This is a genomic window from Streptomyces sp. NPDC007157 (assembly GCF_040634235.1).
Taxonomy (GTDB): Bacteria; Actinomycetota; Actinomycetes; order Streptomycetales; family Streptomycetaceae; genus Streptomyces.
This window is the reverse complement of record NZ_JBEYFE010000007.1, coordinates 95,688-109,887: the sequence shown is the minus strand read 5'-3', so window position 1 is coordinate 109,887 and position 14,200 is coordinate 95,688. Positions and strand designations below refer to the sequence as shown.

Below are 14,200 nucleotides of genomic sequence, written 5' to 3'. Positions count from 1 at the left end.
ACCTCCACCGGCCGCCATCATCACGGTGCCTGCGTCTCACGAGGATGGCCTTCGGCCTGCAGCTCGAACCACATGGTCTTGCCGGTGGCCGTCCGGACACTGCCCCAGGAGTCCGCGAGCAGGTCAAGGAGCTCGATGCCCCGGCCGTTCTCCGCATCCGGGTCGGCGACGCCGCGTGCGGGGCCGGCGGACTCCGTGTCCTCGACCTCGCACAGCAGGCCGGAGTGGCGCAGCTGCAGGTTGAGCCTGAGCGGACCGCGGGTGTGACGCAGAGCGTTGGTGACCAGTTCACTGACCAGTAGCTCAGCGGTGTCGGCGAGATCGCCCACAGCCCAGTCGCTCAGTTGCGCGGTCACCAGACGTCGGGCCTGGCGCACGGAGGTCAGTTCCCGCTGCAGGGGCCAGGAGGCATCCCAGGCGGTGGCACAGCCACGCGGTGCGTCGAACGGCCGCAGCGGTGCGAGCAGGCGGGACCACAGAGCCCACTGCCGGGCGAGCCGCGATGGCGCATCGGCACGAGAGGACCGCTCTCCCCGGTGAAAGGCGATGCGGTAGCTGATGACCCAGGTGGCCATGGGGATCAGTCCCTTCGCTGACGACCGGCCGGTCGGCCGGTGAACGTGCCAGGCATGCGCCAGGCCCTTGTACGTAGCAGTCGCTACATCTCAAATATAGACGTAACTGGCGCTACAGTAAATACCACGCGAAAAGCCCAATAACGGACAGCCCGGAATCCTCGACCGCGCGCACCCAGGAGTCCCCATGCCTCGCCCGCCCGATCCAGCCAAGCGACGCGACCTTCTCGACCGGGTCCGCGAGTACGTCTTGCGCAACGGCGTCGCGGACCTGTCCCTGCGACCTCTGGCCAAGGCCCTGGGCACCAGCGACCGCATGCTCCTCTACTACTTCGGCACCAAGGAACGGATGGTCGCCGAGGCCCTCGACATCTACGAGCGTCGGCCGCTCCTGCGCACCCGTGGACTACTGGAGGCCATCGGCAGGCCCGCGAGCCCCGCAGACCTGCGCCGCTTCTTGAAGGAGGTGTGGCGACAATTCAGCGACCCCGATGTACGCGCCGCAGTCCCTCTCTACTTCGAGATCATGAGCGCCAGCGTGCTTCACCCCGGCCGCTACGGGCCCGTCATGCGCGACATCGTCACCGAATGGACCCTCCTGTACACCTCCATCTTCCGCGACCTTGGCATGACCCAAGAGCGAGCGCGCATACAGGCCACCCTCCTGACCGACGCCTCCCTCGGTCTGCTGATCGCCCCGCTGGCCGACGGTCACTGGGACCGGGCCCACGAAGCCTTCCACGCCCTCCTCGACAGCCTGGAACCCGGTTGGCACACCACCCGGTGACATCTCGCCGCAGACGCAGTCCGCGGGACGGATTGGCTTTGGCATCCCTTCTTGGAGGCTGCACGACAAGCCCGCCGGTCGCGTCGGCGTACCGGCGAGAACGGGACGGTGTCCGAACGCACCGGCCACGGCCCGCCCGGCCCTCACGTCCGGCAGTGGTGGGAAGCGACGCATGCGGACAGAATTGTGCTCAGTAGGACCGCACTCTCACAGCCACGCGCCGCAAGGCCGGTGTCCCGCCCACGGAAGGTGGAAGACATGCGGCACTACGATCTCGTCATCCTGGGGGCAGGCAGCGGCAACATGCTGCTTTCCGAGGAATTCGATCGCCTGCGGACCGCCATCGTCGAACCGGACCGTTTCGGCGGCACGTGTCTGAACCGGGGGTGCATACCGAGCAAGATGTTCGTCGTCGCGGCGGACGCCGCCGAGGGTGCGCGGGCGGCACGGCGCCTCGGCGTCCACGCGAGCGTCTCGCACGTCGACTGGAAGTCCGTCCGGGACCGCGTGTTCGGCCGCATCGATCCGTTGCACGAGAGTGCGGTGGAGTACCGCAGACGCCAGGGCGTCGACGTCTTCACCGAGGCGGCCCGATTCGTCGCCCCGAAGGTGCTGGAGGTCGGGACGGAGCGGATCACCGCCGAGACGTTCGTCGTCGCGGTCGGGTCGCGGCCCGTGGTGCCGGACATCCCCGGCCTCGACACCGTCGCCTTCCACACCTCGGACACGATCATGCGGATCGACGCCCTGCCCGCGTCCATGCTGGTGCTCGGCGGCGGCTTCATCGCGGCCGAGTTCGGCCACGTGTTCACGTCGTTCGGCGTGGACATCACGATCGTGCAGCGCGGGCCACGCCTGCTCATGGCGGAGGACGAGCAGGTGTCGCAGCGGTTCACCGAGCTCGCCTCGCAGCGGCACCGTGTGCTGCTCGGCGCCACGGTCACCTCCGTCACACCGAAGGGGGACGGTGTGGCGGCAGTGGTGGCGTGTCCGGACGGTGAGCACAACGTCGAGGCCGACATGTTGCTGGTGTGCGTCGGCCGCCGGCCCAACACCGACCGACTGCGGGCCGTCGACGGCGGGCTGGAGCTGGACGAACACGGTCACATCGTCACCGACGACGCCTACCGCACGTCCGTGCCCGGGGTGTGGGCACTCGGTGACGCGGTGAACCACTTCCAGCTCAAGCACGTGGCGAACGCAGAGTCGCGGCTGGTGCGGCACAACATCCTCCATCCGCAGGACATACGGACGCTGCCGAACAGGGTGGCGCCGCACGCGGTGTTCACCAGCCCGCAGATCGCCAGTGTCGGCCTCACGGAACAGGAGGCGCGGCGGCGCGGCATCGACTACCTGGTGAGCGTTCGCGACTACGCCCAGACCGCGTACGGATGGGCCCTGGAGGACACCACCAGTTTCGTCAAAGTCCTCGCGAGTCCGGCCGATCGCATGCTCCTGGGCGCACACATCATCGGGCCCCAGGCCGCGACGCTCATCCAGCCCCTGATCCAGGCCATGTCCCTGGGACTGACGGTGGACCGGATCGGGCACGACGTCCTCTACATCCACCCGGCTCTGACGGAGGCCGTAGAGCAGGCGCTGCTGGACCTGTAGTCAGGCGAAAGCGGGTCCGGTCCCGTCCGGAGCCGGACCGCCGTGACCGGGCGGCCCACGCACGAGGGGTGAGCCGCAAGTCGGCGAGGACGATCAGGCGGTGACGTCGAGGACGACGCGGAACCGCGCCTTGCCGGAGAGCATCCGCTCGTAGGCGTCCATGGCCCGCTCGAAGGGCATCATCTCGATGGACGGGCGGATGCCGTGGGCCAGGGTGAAGCCGAGGTTGTCCTCGTTCTCGATCGACGAGCCGGTCAGGCTGCCGACGATGCTGCGGGTGCCGAAGATCAGGTCGGCGGTGTCCACCGTCAGCGGGTCGGGCGCGGCACCCACGACGACGAGCTTCCCGCCGGGCGCCAGACCGCGCACCAGCGGATTCATGGACGCGCCGCTCGACGCCGTGGCGACGACGAGCGAGGCGCCGCCCAGGTCGGCCAGCGCCGCGCCGGGGTCGGTCTCCGAGCTGTCGATGTACTCATGAGCGCCCAGTTCACGGGCGAGCGGCTCCTTGTCCTTGCCGCGGGCGACGGCGGCGACCCGGTATCCGAGGCTGCGCGCGTACTGGAGGGCGAGGTGTCCCAGGCCGCCGATGCCCTGCACGGCCACCAGGCTGCCCGCCCGGACAGAGTCCTGCTGGAGCGCGGAGAAGGTGGTCAGTCCCGCGCACAGCAGCGGGGCGGCCTCGGCCGCGGGCATGCCGTCCGGGATGCGGACCAGTCCGCTGGCACGCGCGTAGGTCACCTCGGCGTAGCCGCCGTCGACGTTCGTGCCGGTCTGCCCCTGGTCGAGGCAGTTGACGAAGTCGCCCCGGCGGCACGGATCGCACTCCCCGCAGTGTCCGTTCAGGAAGCCGACGCCGACGCGGTCGCCGGGGTGCCAGGCGGTGACGCCCGGCCCCACGGCGTCGATCACGCCGACGATCTCGTGACCGGGCACGATCGGACTCGACGGGTCGGCACGCAGGCCCTCCACGGCAAGGACGTCGGTGTGGCAGACACCGCAGGTCTCCACCCGGAGCCGGACGTGTCCCGGCGCCGGGTCGACCAGCTCGCGCTCGACCAGCCGGAGGTTGTGGACTCCGGTGGCCTCGAAGGCTCGATAGGTGGTGGACATTGAGGCTCCTTGGTATCGCCCGGCCGGCGGGGGCCGGCGGGGCTCAGTGTGACGATGTTCTGTTCAATATGACCGGTCGTCTTAGACAGTGTCAAGCCTGGTCGGACAAGGGTGCGCGGTCCCACTACCCGGACTTGACAGCGATCAAGACGACCGGACATATTGAGGGAGAGGTGATCAGAATGGCACGCGCATCGAAGCGCGAGGAGATAGCGCAGGCGGCACTGGAGCAGTTCCGTACCCGGGGCTTCAACGCCACCGGCATCAGCGACATAACCTCGGCCGCCGGCGCTCCGAAGGGTTCTTTCTACAACCACTTCGCCAGCAAGGAGGACTGCGCCCTGGAGGCGCTCGACCGCTATGCCGTCGGTCTGCGCTTCGACATGCTCGACACGGCCGGGCGTCCTCCGCTGGAACGGCTCCGGTCGCACTTCGAGTTCATGGGCTCGGACACGGTGGACAGCGGCTTCGTCCGCGGCTGCCTGGTCGGCAATTTCGGCGCCGAGGTGGCCGACCACTCCGAGGAGATCCGCTCGGCGGTCCAGCGCGGCTTCCAGCAGTGGGCCTCGCACATCGAGCGCGTGCTTGCCGAGGCCCAGGAATCGGGTGAAGTCAGCGCCTCGCTCGACGTGTCGGCGACCGCGCTCTTCGTCCTCAGCGCCTGGGAAGGTGCCCTGATCGCGGCCCGCGCCGACAAGTCCTCCGCCGCCATCGACGCGTTCTTCCACATGGTCTTCGACGTCGTACTGCGCTGAGCCTGCCCGTCATCGTCACGGCTGCCCTTCGAGAAGGTCGTCGCGCCGGGGCTGCGTGTTCGCCCCGGAGGTGTCGTGGCTGGTCCTCCGGGAGTGGTCTTCGGACCCGACGAGAAGACCGCGATGCGCTACGCAGTCCCCGCCGGGCAGCTTCTGGAAACGGGCGCCGAACAGGAATCCCGTGAGGGCCGACAGTGACCTTCTGTCATTCTGCTTGCCATGTCCGCGCGAAATCGAAGACTGCCCCGGCACCGCGCCTGGCCACTGACCACCACCGACATCGACGGGTGTCTCGGCCCCTACATGACCCGGGTCACGGACCTGCGGTTTCTCACCGGACATGACAGCGAGACCATCGTTCTGGGGGCAGCATGGATCGCTCCGATCCCCCGCAACCATGGTCGCGGCGTGCACCCGGACATGGTCGGCTTCCGCATAGACGTCCACCCAGTCGATGCCGCTGAACGTGCTGCCACGCGCGCTGTGCTACAGGCGCATGCCCTCCCGCAACTCCACGAATGGATCACACAGGCTCTCGCCGCCGACGAAACCTGGCAACTGACTCCCCATCAGCACTACTGGCGGCTCACCAACGGCCACCTCACCCACCGCGACGAAGCATGAACCCGGTCCGGACGCCAGGCACACCCTCGCACCAGCGAGGTCGGTGCCTTGCAGTGGTGGGGCGTTACTCGTCGTGGCTGTCCCGCCGTCCGCCTACGACTGCGGGCGGCTACTCCGGATGACACTGCGGTCTTCGCACTCGAAATCGGATCCGACGGGGTCTTCTCCGCCACGCTCAGCGGTAACGCTTCGGCACAGCACAAACCCCGATCCGCTTCTGGACCGAAGGACGACAGGCAGATAGAGCTCTCTGCCGGACGGGCTGATTCCAGAGAAACCGAGAATCTCTTCGACCTCGGCCTTGCTCGCGGAGCAGAGCTCGATCGACTTGTAGTGCTGGACCAACTGCATGGCACTCACACCCTCGAAACGAAGGTCCAGGCATGCGGTGTCCACGCTGTCGGGAACGGCAGACCGACGGAGTTTGTAGAGCTCCCAGTTCGTCGCACGGGCCGCAGCGACGGGGTCCGTGATCCCGTCCACGGAGCGCTACCGCACCGGTGAAGTCCTCCTGATGGTCACGGAGTTCGGCGATCTGTCGGTGGGCGCCGAGGAGGACGAGTTCTCCTACACGCGGACGGTTCGCCGAAGCTGCCGCTGGAGAATTCCGAGGCGGCCCCGGCCCCGGCCGACGAGGGGTAATGACGAGGTCCACCAGGCCCTGCCGCCAACCACGACATGCGCGGCAGGGCCTGCACGAGTTCCGGCCTTCTACTTGTACGCGATGGCCGTGGCAGCGCGGATGCTGTGCGCGGGTGTGGTGATCCGCAGGACGTGGGTGTCGGCGTCCCAGTGCCAGGCGGAGCGCGTCAGCGGGGTGCCTGCCGCGCTGACTTGGCTCGGTGGTTCGTCGACGCCGAGGAAGGACACGGTCCAGGTGCGGCGGCCGACCTGTCCGGGGAAGGTTCCCTTGGCAGGTGCGATCTTCAGCAGGTGTGTGTCCTTGTGCTCGGTATAGCGGATCCGGGTGGTTGCCGTACGACCGGAATGCGAGGTGGTGCCGTCGTCCTCGTAGAGAGAGAAAGCGCCGGATGCTCCCGGGGCCACCGTGACGCTGACCTTGTCGAGCGGGCTCTGGCGGTCGTTGGGCACGTTGTCGGACCGGGTGGTGACGATGCCGCCCGCCCGGACGAAGACCGGCATGGTGTCCAGAGTGGTCGTGATGTCCTGCGTGGCTCCGCCGGCGGGTGCGGTGTAGGTGCGGCCGGTGAAGTAGTCCGTCCACTGGCCGGGAGGGAACCACACCGACGTGGTGGTGTCGGTGCCGGGTGTGGTGACGGGTGCGATCAGCATGTCGGGGCCGTAGAGGTACTCGCTGTCCGCCTTGGTGTAGGCGTTCTCCTCCTCCGGGTACTGCAGGTACAGCGGGCGGACGATCGGGGTACCGGTGGTGGTGGCCTCGTTCGCCAGGGTGTACGTGTACGGCACGAGCGCCTCGCGCAGCCGGAGGAACTTCTCGGCGGAATTCTGTGCTTCGGGGCCGTACTGCCAGGGCAGTCGGTCGCTGTGGTTGCTGTGCAGCCGGTCGACGGGCTGGAAGGTGCCGAACTGCACCCACCGTGCGTACAGGTCGTCGGGCAGCTTGGTGGTGCGGTGGGTCTGGCCGTTCGAGGTGTATGTCTCGGCCCCGGGGATGCCGTATCCGTCGTTGTGGCCGCCGATGTCGTGGCTGACGGCGGCGAGGCCGGTGGCGGCCGACTCCCCCGGCGTATAGCCGATTTCGGCGCGCAGGGTGGCCCAGTTCGAGGTCGTGTCACCGGTGAAGTGGAGCGTACTGCGCTTGTCGGCCCAGGGGCCCGTGGGCAGGCCTACGCCGCCGCTGTAGCCGCCGGCCTGGAGGGAGCCGTAGGCGCGGGACAGGACGAAGCCGCGGTCGCTGGTCTCGGCGGTGAGGTCAGTGTACTTCTGGTTGATCCATGCGTCCGGGGTGACGCCGGACAGGGAGGAGCGGGAGGCGTCGCAGCACCAGTCCAGCCACCAGAAGTCGTTGCCGGCCTGGTCCATCGGACGGTGCAGGTCGAGGTAGGCCTTGAGCTGGTCGGGATCGCCGAAGTCGAAGGTGTAGCAGTCCGAGCCCGCGCTGCCCGCGCAACCGCCTTTTCTCAGCTTGCCCTTGGCCGTGCTCTGGGCCTTCGCGAACTGCGGGTCGGAGCCGAGGATGCTCGGGTGCACGTTCAGGGTGTTGTGCAGCCCTTGGCCGGTGGACCAGTCGAAGAAGGCCTTGGGGTCGGGGAACTTGGCCGGGTCGAAGTTCCACCCGCTCCAGGTGTTCGGCGACTTGAAGTCGGTGTCCGTGACGAGCACGTCCAGGGGTACGTCCGCGGCGCGGAACGCGGGCAGGATGGTGTTCTCGTAGTCGTTCGCCGTGCGGTCGATGTATTCGGAGTACCAGACGCCGTAGGCCCAGCGGGGCAGCAGCTGTGACGGCCCGGTCAGGGTGGCGAGGTCGGACAGGCCCTGCTGGTAGTCGTGTCCGAAGCCGAAGAGGTAGCCGTCCTGGTAGGGGCGGCCGCCGTGGGCGGGGCGTGGGGCGGCCTTCTTGGTGCCGGTGTCGTAGACCGCGGAGGTTGTGTCGTCGAGCAGGTACCAGCCGTCTCGGTGCAGGAGACCGGGCGTGGTCCAGGGGGTGGGTTCGGTGTCGCCGTTGAGTCCGTCGAGGCTGCGGCGGTAGCCGCCCAGGGCGAGGTGGGGTGCGGGGGCGGCCTCTCCCTGCCGGCTCAGGGCGAGGGTGTCCAGGTTGACGTGGCAGCTGGTGGACTCCGGGCAGTTCAGGGTCAGTTGGTCGGTGCCCGCCTTCAACTCGACGGGGATGGAGGCCGACTGCCAGGTGTCCCAGTTGTCGGTGGCCGGGAGCGTGAGGGTGTGGGAGGCGCCGTCGCCGGTGCCGACTTCGATCGTCCGCGGCTGGTGCAGGCCGTCGCTGCCGGTGCCGTTGGCGTAGCGCAGGTTCAGCAGGTAGGTGCCGTCGTCGGGTACACCGGTGATCCGGTCCGAGACGGCGGATCCCTGGTTGAGTTCGGCGGTGAAGCCGTAGCCGGCGTGACTCCTGTGGTCGGTGGCGATGATCGCGGAGCCCGACAGGAGGGCGTCCTCGGCCTCACAACTGGTCCCGAACCGGCAGCCGTTGACCGTGGTCTGCGCTCGGGAGGGGTAGGTGGCCCCGGAGGTGAGGAGGGCGAGGCTGTCGATGTTGACGCTTCCCGAGTCGGTGGCGGCCCGGTGCAGTCTGACGGTGTGCGGACCGGCGCCGAGCGTCAGCGGCAGGCGGGCCACACCCCAGGTGTTCCAGTCCGATGTCGCGGGAAGCGTGAACGTCTTGTCGGCGCCGCCGTCCACGCTGAGGCTGAGGGTGCGTGCCTCGTGGCGGCCGTCGCTGCCCACCGCGTTGGCGTAGCGCACGGCGAGGTCGTAGGTGCCGGCGGACGATGCCTGCACGTCCGCGGCGAGGGAGTTGTTGTCGACCTCGAAGCCGGCGAGGAAGCCCTTGCCGGTGAACCCGCTGTGATCGGTGGCCAGGCCTGGACCGTCGTACTGCTGGTCCTCCGCCTCGCACAGGGCGCCGACGGTGCAGACGTCGTGCTGCCAGGGTGCCGCGACCACCGGCGTCTGCCCTGCCTTGAAGGACGTCGTCAGGTTGTCTGCGTCGAAGGGGCCGGAGCCGATCCGGTAGCGCAGGGTCATGGCGCTGGTGGTGATGGTCAGGACGCCACCGCTGACGGACGAGGTGTAGGGCGGCGGGGTGAAGGAGTCCCGGCCGACGGCGTTGAAGGTGGGGCTGTCCTCGAAGCGGCCGTCCCCCGCGTACTCCGTCCGGATCAATGTCGGTGACAGGACTTCGAAGCGGGCGTCCTGCACGGTCACGGCGGCGGGGTGGCTCGGCCGGCTCCCGGTGGCCGCCGTCCCCACGCCTGGGGTGACCAGGCAGAGCCCCAGTGCCGCGATGGCCACCGTCTGAACGACGACGGGGCGGCCCAGCCTGCGGCGAGATCTCGGCAAGGATGGTTTCACAGCACTCTCCGTCTCCGGCCCAGCCACGTCTGGGCAACGACCACCACGGCCAGGAAGGCTCCGCTGACGACCTGCTGGTAGGCAGAGTCGAGCGAGCCGATCTGGTTGATCACGTTCTGGATGACCTTCAGCAGCAGCACCCCGACGAGGGAGCCGCTGATGTAGCCGAAACCGCCGCTGAGCAGGGTGCCGCCGATGACCACGGCGGAGATGGCCTCCAGCTCCATGCCGCTGCCGAGAATGGTCACGCCGGACAGCAGCCAGGCCGCGTTGAGTGCGCCGGCGAGCCCGGCGCACAGGCCCGAGAGCGTGTAGACGGAGATCTTCGTACGGGCCACCGGTGCGCCCATCAGGGCTCCCGCGTCCTCGTTGCCTCCGACCGCGTAGACGTACTGCCCGAATCTGGTCCGGCGCAGCACGACGGCGCCGAGCACGAACAGCGCCACGGTGATCCACACGGGCATTCCGATGCCGCCCAAGGAGCCCTGTCCGAGGGTGGCGAAGAAGGAGTCCTTGTCGACGAGATAGGTCTTCGAGCCCTCGTCGGTGATGGCCAGCAGGATGCCCCGGGCGCCCAGCATCGCCGCCAGGGTGACGATGAACGGAGCCAGCCGGACACGTGCGATCAGTACTCCGTTGACGAGGCCGATCAGTCCGCACACGGCAAGCGGCAGCAGCAGGGCCACCGCCGTGCCGTACTGCGAGCCCCAGGCGGCGAGGACGCCGCCCAGGGCGAACAGCGAGCCCACCGACAGGTCGATGCCGCCGGTGACGATCACGAACGTCATGCCGAGGGCGACCACGGCGAGGAACGCCGAGGACAGCGCCATGTTCTCCAGGTTGTCGCCCGTCAGGAAGGTGTCGAAGCTCAGCGACGCGACGGCCATGGCGATCACGAGGGTGACCAGGGCGCCGTGTTGCTGCGCGAGCCCGCTCAGCCGCTCGGAACGGTTCAGGCGCCCGGTACCGGCGCCCTCGCGGCTCACGGCGTCGGTCGGCATTTTGGCCTCTTCGGTCTGCGTGGTCATCGCCTGCCTCGTTCCCGGGCCGCGTAGACGGCGAGGACGATCACCACGGCCTGGGCGATCTGGGTCCACGACGGCGGCAGATCGTGCTTGATGAGGGTGGTGGTGAGCAGCTGGATGAGCGCGGCACCGGCGACGGTGCCGCCGATGCGGACCCGTCCGCCGCTGAGCGGGGTGCCGCCGACGACCACGGCGGTGATGGCGGACAGTTCCATCAGGGTGCCGAGGGAGGTGGGGTCGCTCGCGGCGAGGCGGGCGGTGGCGAGCACGCCCGCGATCGCGGCGAGGGCGCCGGAGCAGACGTAGACCACGACCAGGACCCGGCGGACCGGGAGTCCGGCGAGCCGGGCCGCCGGCCGGCTGTCGCCGATGGCCAGGACCTGCCGCCCGAACGTGGTGCGGCGCATCACGAACGCGACCAGCACCGCGAGCGCCGCGGCGATGAGGACCAGGTAGGGCACGCCAAGGACGGCGCCGGAGCCGAGTGCCGCAAGCCCCGGGTCGCGTACGTCCTTGAGCTGGGGCAGCAGGACCAGGGCCAGTCCGCGTCCGGCGACCATCAGGGCGAGGGTGGCGACGATGGGCTGGACGCCGACGAACGCGATCAGCGCACCGTTCGCGACGCCGACCACGGCACCCGCGATCACCGCGATCAAGGTGGCGATCCAGGGCCCGTAGCCGAGGTAGAGCGAGAGCAGTGAGGTGGCCAGTGCCATCACCGAACCCACCGAAAGATCGACGCCCTCGGTGCCGATCGCCAGCGCCATGCCCAGCGCGACGATGAGGACGGGGGCGACCTGGACGGCCTGGGTGCGGAAGTTCTCCGCGGAGGCGAAGTGGGGGGTGAAGGCGAAGTTGAACAGCAGCAGCACCAGGACGCCGGTGTACACGCCGTAGTCCTGCAGCAGGCGCAGCAGCCGGGTACGGTCCAGCGCGCCGCGCGCGAGGGTGAGTTCAGTCATCGCTTTCTCCAGCGGGTACGGCGGCGATGGCGCGCATCAGCTCGCCCTCGGTGACGGCGTCACCGGTCAGCTCGCGGACCACGACGCCGTCCTTGAGGACCACCACGCGGTCGCTGCCCTCGATCAGTTCCTCGGTGTCGGAGGAGATCAGCAGCACGGCGAGGCCGTCGTCGGCGAGTTCGTCGATGAGTGCCTGCACCTCGGCCTTGGCTCCGACGTCGATGCCACGGGTCGGCTCGTCCAGGAGCAGGACCTTGGGGTGCAGGGCCAGCCAGCGGGCCAGCAGGACCTTCTGCTGGTTGCCCCCGGAGAGTTCGCCGACCTTCTGGTGCGCTCCCGCGGCCTTGATGCGGAGCCGTTTCATGAACGTCTCCACGATCCGGTCGACGCGGGCGTCGTCGACGAGGCCGAAGCGGGACAGCCCGGGCAGCGCGGCGAGCGCGATGTTCTCGCGGACCGACAGGCCCGGCATGATGCCCTCGCTCTTGCGGTCCTCCGGCAGCAGGCTGATGCCGGCGCGGATCGCGGCGGCGGTCGAGCCGGCCCGTACCGGGACGCCGCCGACGACGACCTGGCCGGTGTCGGTGGGCAGGGCCCCGGCGATGGCCTTCGCGGTCTCGCTGCGGCCGGAGCCGAGCAGCCCGCCCAGGCCGACGACCTCGCCGGGCCGGACCGCCAGCGACACGTTGCGCAGTCTGTGACGTACCGTCAACTCGGTCGCGGTCAGCACCGGTTCGGCGTCGGTGTCGTGCGAGCCGGAGAACTTGGTCATGCCTTCCGCGCGTACCTCGCCGACCTCCCGGCCGAGCATCATGGCCACCAGCCGCAGCCGGTCGAGCTCGGCGAGCGGGCCGGTGTGCACGACGCGTCCGTCGCGCAGGACGGTGATCGTGTCGCAGAGTTCGTACAGTTCGTCCATGCGGTGGCTGACGTAGACGACCGCGACGCCGCGCTCGCGCAGCATGCGGATCACCTCGAACAGGGTCTGCACCTCGCGTGGTTCGAGGGAGGAGGTCGGCTCGTCCATGATGACGACGCGGGCCTCGACGGCGACGGCGCGGGCGAGCGCGACCATCTGCTGGGTGCCGACGCCGAGTTCGCGCAGCGGCCGGTGGACGTCGACCCGGATGCCGAGTCCGCGCAGTGCCTCGTCGGCTTCGCGGTGCATGCGCCGGAAGTCGATCAGGCCCAGCCGGCCCAGCGGTTCGCGGCCGAGGAACAGGTTGCGGGCCACGCTCAACAGCGGGACGAGGTTGACCTCCTGGTAGATGGTGGAGATGCCGGCCTGCTGGGCCTGCAGCGGTGTGGTGAAGCGGACGGGCTCTCCGTCGTACGTCACCTCGCCGTGGTCGGGCCGGTACACCCCGGTGAGTACCTTGATGAGCGTCGACTTGCCCGCGCCGTTCTCGCCGACGAGCGCGTGCACCTCCCCGGCGCGCGCGGTGAAGTCCACGTCGGACAGCGCGCGCACGCCGGGGAAGGTCTTGGACAGCTGGGTGACCGAGAGCACGTCAGTAGGCCTTGCCGAGGTCCGACCGGGCGTTGCTCTTGTCGTAGGCGCTGTCCTTGATAACGATGTCCTGCCCGACCTTGTCGCCCTTGGTGAAGGTGTCGAGGGTCTGGAAGGCGAGCGGTCCGAAGCGTGGGTTGGACTCGATCACCGCGTAGATCCAGCCGTCCACGATGCTCTGCACGGCGTTGCGGGTGCCGTCGATGGTCACGATCTTGACGTCGCCGGCCTTCTTGCCCGCGCCCTTGAGGGCGTTGACGGCGCCGAGACCCATCTCGTCGTTCTCGGCGTAGATCCCGGTGATGCCGGGCTTGGACTGGATAAGGTTCTCGGTGACCGACTGGCCCTTCTCGCGGGCGAATTCGCCGGTCTGACGGAATACGACCTTCAGGCCGGGTGCCTTCTCCTTGATGCGGTCCTCGAAGCCCTTGGTGCGCTCGGTGGTCACGTTGTTGCCGGCGGCGCCGAGGAGGATGGCGATCTCGCCCTTGCCGCCGGTCGCTTCGATCATCTGGTCCGCGGCCCGTTTGCCCTGCTCGACGAAGTCGGAGCCGATGAAGCTCACATAGTCCTTGCAGGCCGCCGCGTTGATCTTGCGGTCGATGGTCACGATCGGGATGTGCCTGGCGGCCGCGGCGCGCAGCACCGGCTCCCAGCCGTCGGAGTTGAGCGGGGCGATGACCAGTAGGTTCGCGCCCTTGGCGATGAGGTCCTGGACGTCGCTGATCTGCTTGGAGAACTGCGACTGGGCGTTGGCGGTGAGTAGTTTGACTCCCTGTGCCTTGGCTTCGGCCTTGATGGAGGCGGTCTCCGCGATCCGGAAGGGGTTGGCCTCCTTCTCGGACTGGGAGAAGCCGACGGTGGCGCTCTTCAGATCGAGTTTCCGGCCGCCGTAGGCGTCGATGGTGCAGGTCGGGCCGGAGGCGGTGCCGGGCGAGGCGACCACCTGGCCGGCGTCGTCCTGCTTCGAGGCGGAGGGCTTCGTGCCCGAGTCGTCCTCGGACTTGGTGCATCCGGTCGCGAGCGCGAGGCTCGTCACGAGGCCGGCGGCGAGAAGCGTTCGCGCGGAGGTGCGACGGACAAGTGCGGTGGGCTTCATGAGTGTCCCCAAACGGCACGGCCCCGGAGCTGAGAGCGCTCTCGGGGAGGCTTGCTCTTGCGTCAACTCGGCGTGCTCGTCGTTCAGGGGAGGTTTTTACATCGTTGGAAGGGCTGTGTAAAGCCTTC

At 68.9% G+C, this 14,200-nt stretch carries 11 protein-coding genes; 4 read left to right on the top strand and 7 right to left on the bottom strand.

Annotated elements, in window-relative coordinates:
* Nucleotides 1-20: 20 nt before the first annotated feature.
* The gene (locus tag ABZ642_RS15065) at nucleotides 21-575 is read right to left on the bottom strand and encodes an ATP-binding protein (protein WP_360482789.1); all 555 of its coding nucleotides are present in this window, start codon (nucleotides 573-575) and stop codon (nucleotides 21-23) included.
* Between the two features lie 187 nt (nucleotides 576-762).
* Here ABZ642_RS15065 and ABZ642_RS15060 point away from each other — a divergent pair, with 187 nt between their 5' ends.
* On the top strand, nucleotides 763-1,362 hold the full coding sequence (locus tag ABZ642_RS15060; protein WP_360482786.1) for a TetR/AcrR family transcriptional regulator: 600 nt from the start codon (nucleotides 763-765) through the stop codon (nucleotides 1,360-1,362).
* A gap of 258 nt (nucleotides 1,363-1,620) precedes the next feature.
* Complete coding sequence (locus tag ABZ642_RS15055) at nucleotides 1,621-2,976, top strand: mycothione reductase (RefSeq protein WP_360482783.1); 1,356 nt, start codon at nucleotides 1,621-1,623, stop codon at nucleotides 2,974-2,976.
* A 93-nt stretch (nucleotides 2,977-3,069) separates the two neighbouring features.
* On the opposite strand, the gene ABZ642_RS15050 is transcribed toward ABZ642_RS15055, so the two are convergent.
* On the bottom strand, nucleotides 3,070-4,089 hold the full coding sequence (locus ABZ642_RS15050; protein WP_360482780.1) for an alcohol dehydrogenase catalytic domain-containing protein: 1,020 nt from the start codon (nucleotides 4,087-4,089) through the stop codon (nucleotides 3,070-3,072).
* A 182-nt stretch (nucleotides 4,090-4,271) separates the two neighbouring features.
* On the opposite strand from ABZ642_RS15050, the gene ABZ642_RS15045 reads away from it, so the two are divergent.
* Together ABZ642_RS15045 and ABZ642_RS15040 are read left to right on the top strand one after the other, a co-directional pair.
* The gene (locus tag ABZ642_RS15045) at nucleotides 4,272-4,844 is read left to right on the top strand and encodes a TetR family transcriptional regulator C-terminal domain-containing protein (protein ID WP_360482777.1); all 573 of its coding nucleotides are present in this window, start codon (nucleotides 4,272-4,274) and stop codon (nucleotides 4,842-4,844) included.
* A 219-nt stretch (nucleotides 4,845-5,063) separates the two neighbouring features.
* Nucleotides 5,064-5,468: a hypothetical protein gene (locus tag ABZ642_RS15040; protein ID WP_360482775.1), complete on the top strand. Its 405-nt coding sequence runs from the start codon at nucleotides 5,064-5,066 to the stop codon at nucleotides 5,466-5,468.
* Nucleotides 5,469-6,179: 711 nt separating this feature from the next.
* Here the strand turns inward: ABZ642_RS15040 and ABZ642_RS15035 are convergent.
* The 5 genes from ABZ642_RS15035 to ABZ642_RS15015 form a co-directional block, all read right to left on the bottom strand.
* Nucleotides 6,180-9,374, bottom strand: coding sequence for a TIM-barrel domain-containing protein (locus tag ABZ642_RS15035; protein WP_360483457.1), 3,195 nt, complete (start codon nucleotides 9,372-9,374; stop codon nucleotides 6,180-6,182).
* Nucleotides 9,375-9,472: 98 nt separating this feature from the next.
* Entirely contained in the window at nucleotides 9,473-10,477 is a 1,005-nt protein-coding gene (locus ABZ642_RS15030; RefSeq protein ID WP_360483454.1) for an ABC transporter permease, read from the bottom strand.
* Nucleotides 10,478-10,500: 23 nt separating this feature from the next.
* Nucleotides 10,501-11,463 (bottom strand): ABC transporter permease, encoded by a 963-nt coding sequence (locus ABZ642_RS15025; RefSeq protein ID WP_360482772.1) that lies wholly within the window; start codon nucleotides 11,461-11,463, stop codon nucleotides 10,501-10,503.
* The gene (locus ABZ642_RS15020; protein WP_360482770.1) at nucleotides 11,456-12,973 is read right to left on the bottom strand and encodes a sugar ABC transporter ATP-binding protein; all 1,518 of its coding nucleotides are present in this window, start codon (nucleotides 12,971-12,973) and stop codon (nucleotides 11,456-11,458) included. The genes ABZ642_RS15025 and ABZ642_RS15020 overlap by 8 nt, the downstream gene beginning before the upstream one ends.
* A gap of 1 nt (nucleotide 12,974) precedes the next feature.
* A complete protein-coding gene (locus ABZ642_RS15015; RefSeq protein ID WP_360482767.1) occupies nucleotides 12,975-14,072 on the bottom strand; it encodes an ABC transporter substrate-binding protein in 1,098 nt (365 codons plus the stop codon).
* Nucleotides 14,073-14,200 lie beyond the last annotated feature (128 nt).

Coding starts and splice junctions, on each gene's coding strand:
- ABZ642_RS15065 (WP_360482789.1), bottom strand. CDS start 575: ATGGCCACCTGGGTCATCAGCTACCGCATCGCCTTTCACCGGGGAGAG.
- ABZ642_RS15060 (WP_360482786.1), top strand. CDS start 763: ATGCCTCGCCCGCCCGATCCAGCCAAGCGACGCGACCTTCTCGACCGG.
- ABZ642_RS15055 (WP_360482783.1), top strand. CDS start 1,621: ATGCGGCACTACGATCTCGTCATCCTGGGGGCAGGCAGCGGCAACATG.
- ABZ642_RS15050 (WP_360482780.1), bottom strand. CDS start 4,089: ATGTCCACCACCTATCGAGCCTTCGAGGCCACCGGAGTCCACAACCTC.
- ABZ642_RS15045 (WP_360482777.1), top strand. CDS start 4,272: ATGGCACGCGCATCGAAGCGCGAGGAGATAGCGCAGGCGGCACTGGAG.
- ABZ642_RS15040 (WP_360482775.1), top strand. CDS start 5,064: ATGTCCGCGCGAAATCGAAGACTGCCCCGGCACCGCGCCTGGCCACTG.
- ABZ642_RS15030 (WP_360483454.1), bottom strand. CDS start 10,477: ATGCCGACCGACGCCGTGAGCCGCGAGGGCGCCGGTACCGGGCGCCTG.
- ABZ642_RS15025 (WP_360482772.1), bottom strand. CDS start 11,463: ATGACTGAACTCACCCTCGCGCGCGGCGCGCTGGACCGTACCCGGCTG.
- ABZ642_RS15015 (WP_360482767.1), bottom strand. CDS start 14,072: ATGAAGCCCACCGCACTTGTCCGTCGCACCTCCGCGCGAACGCTTCTC.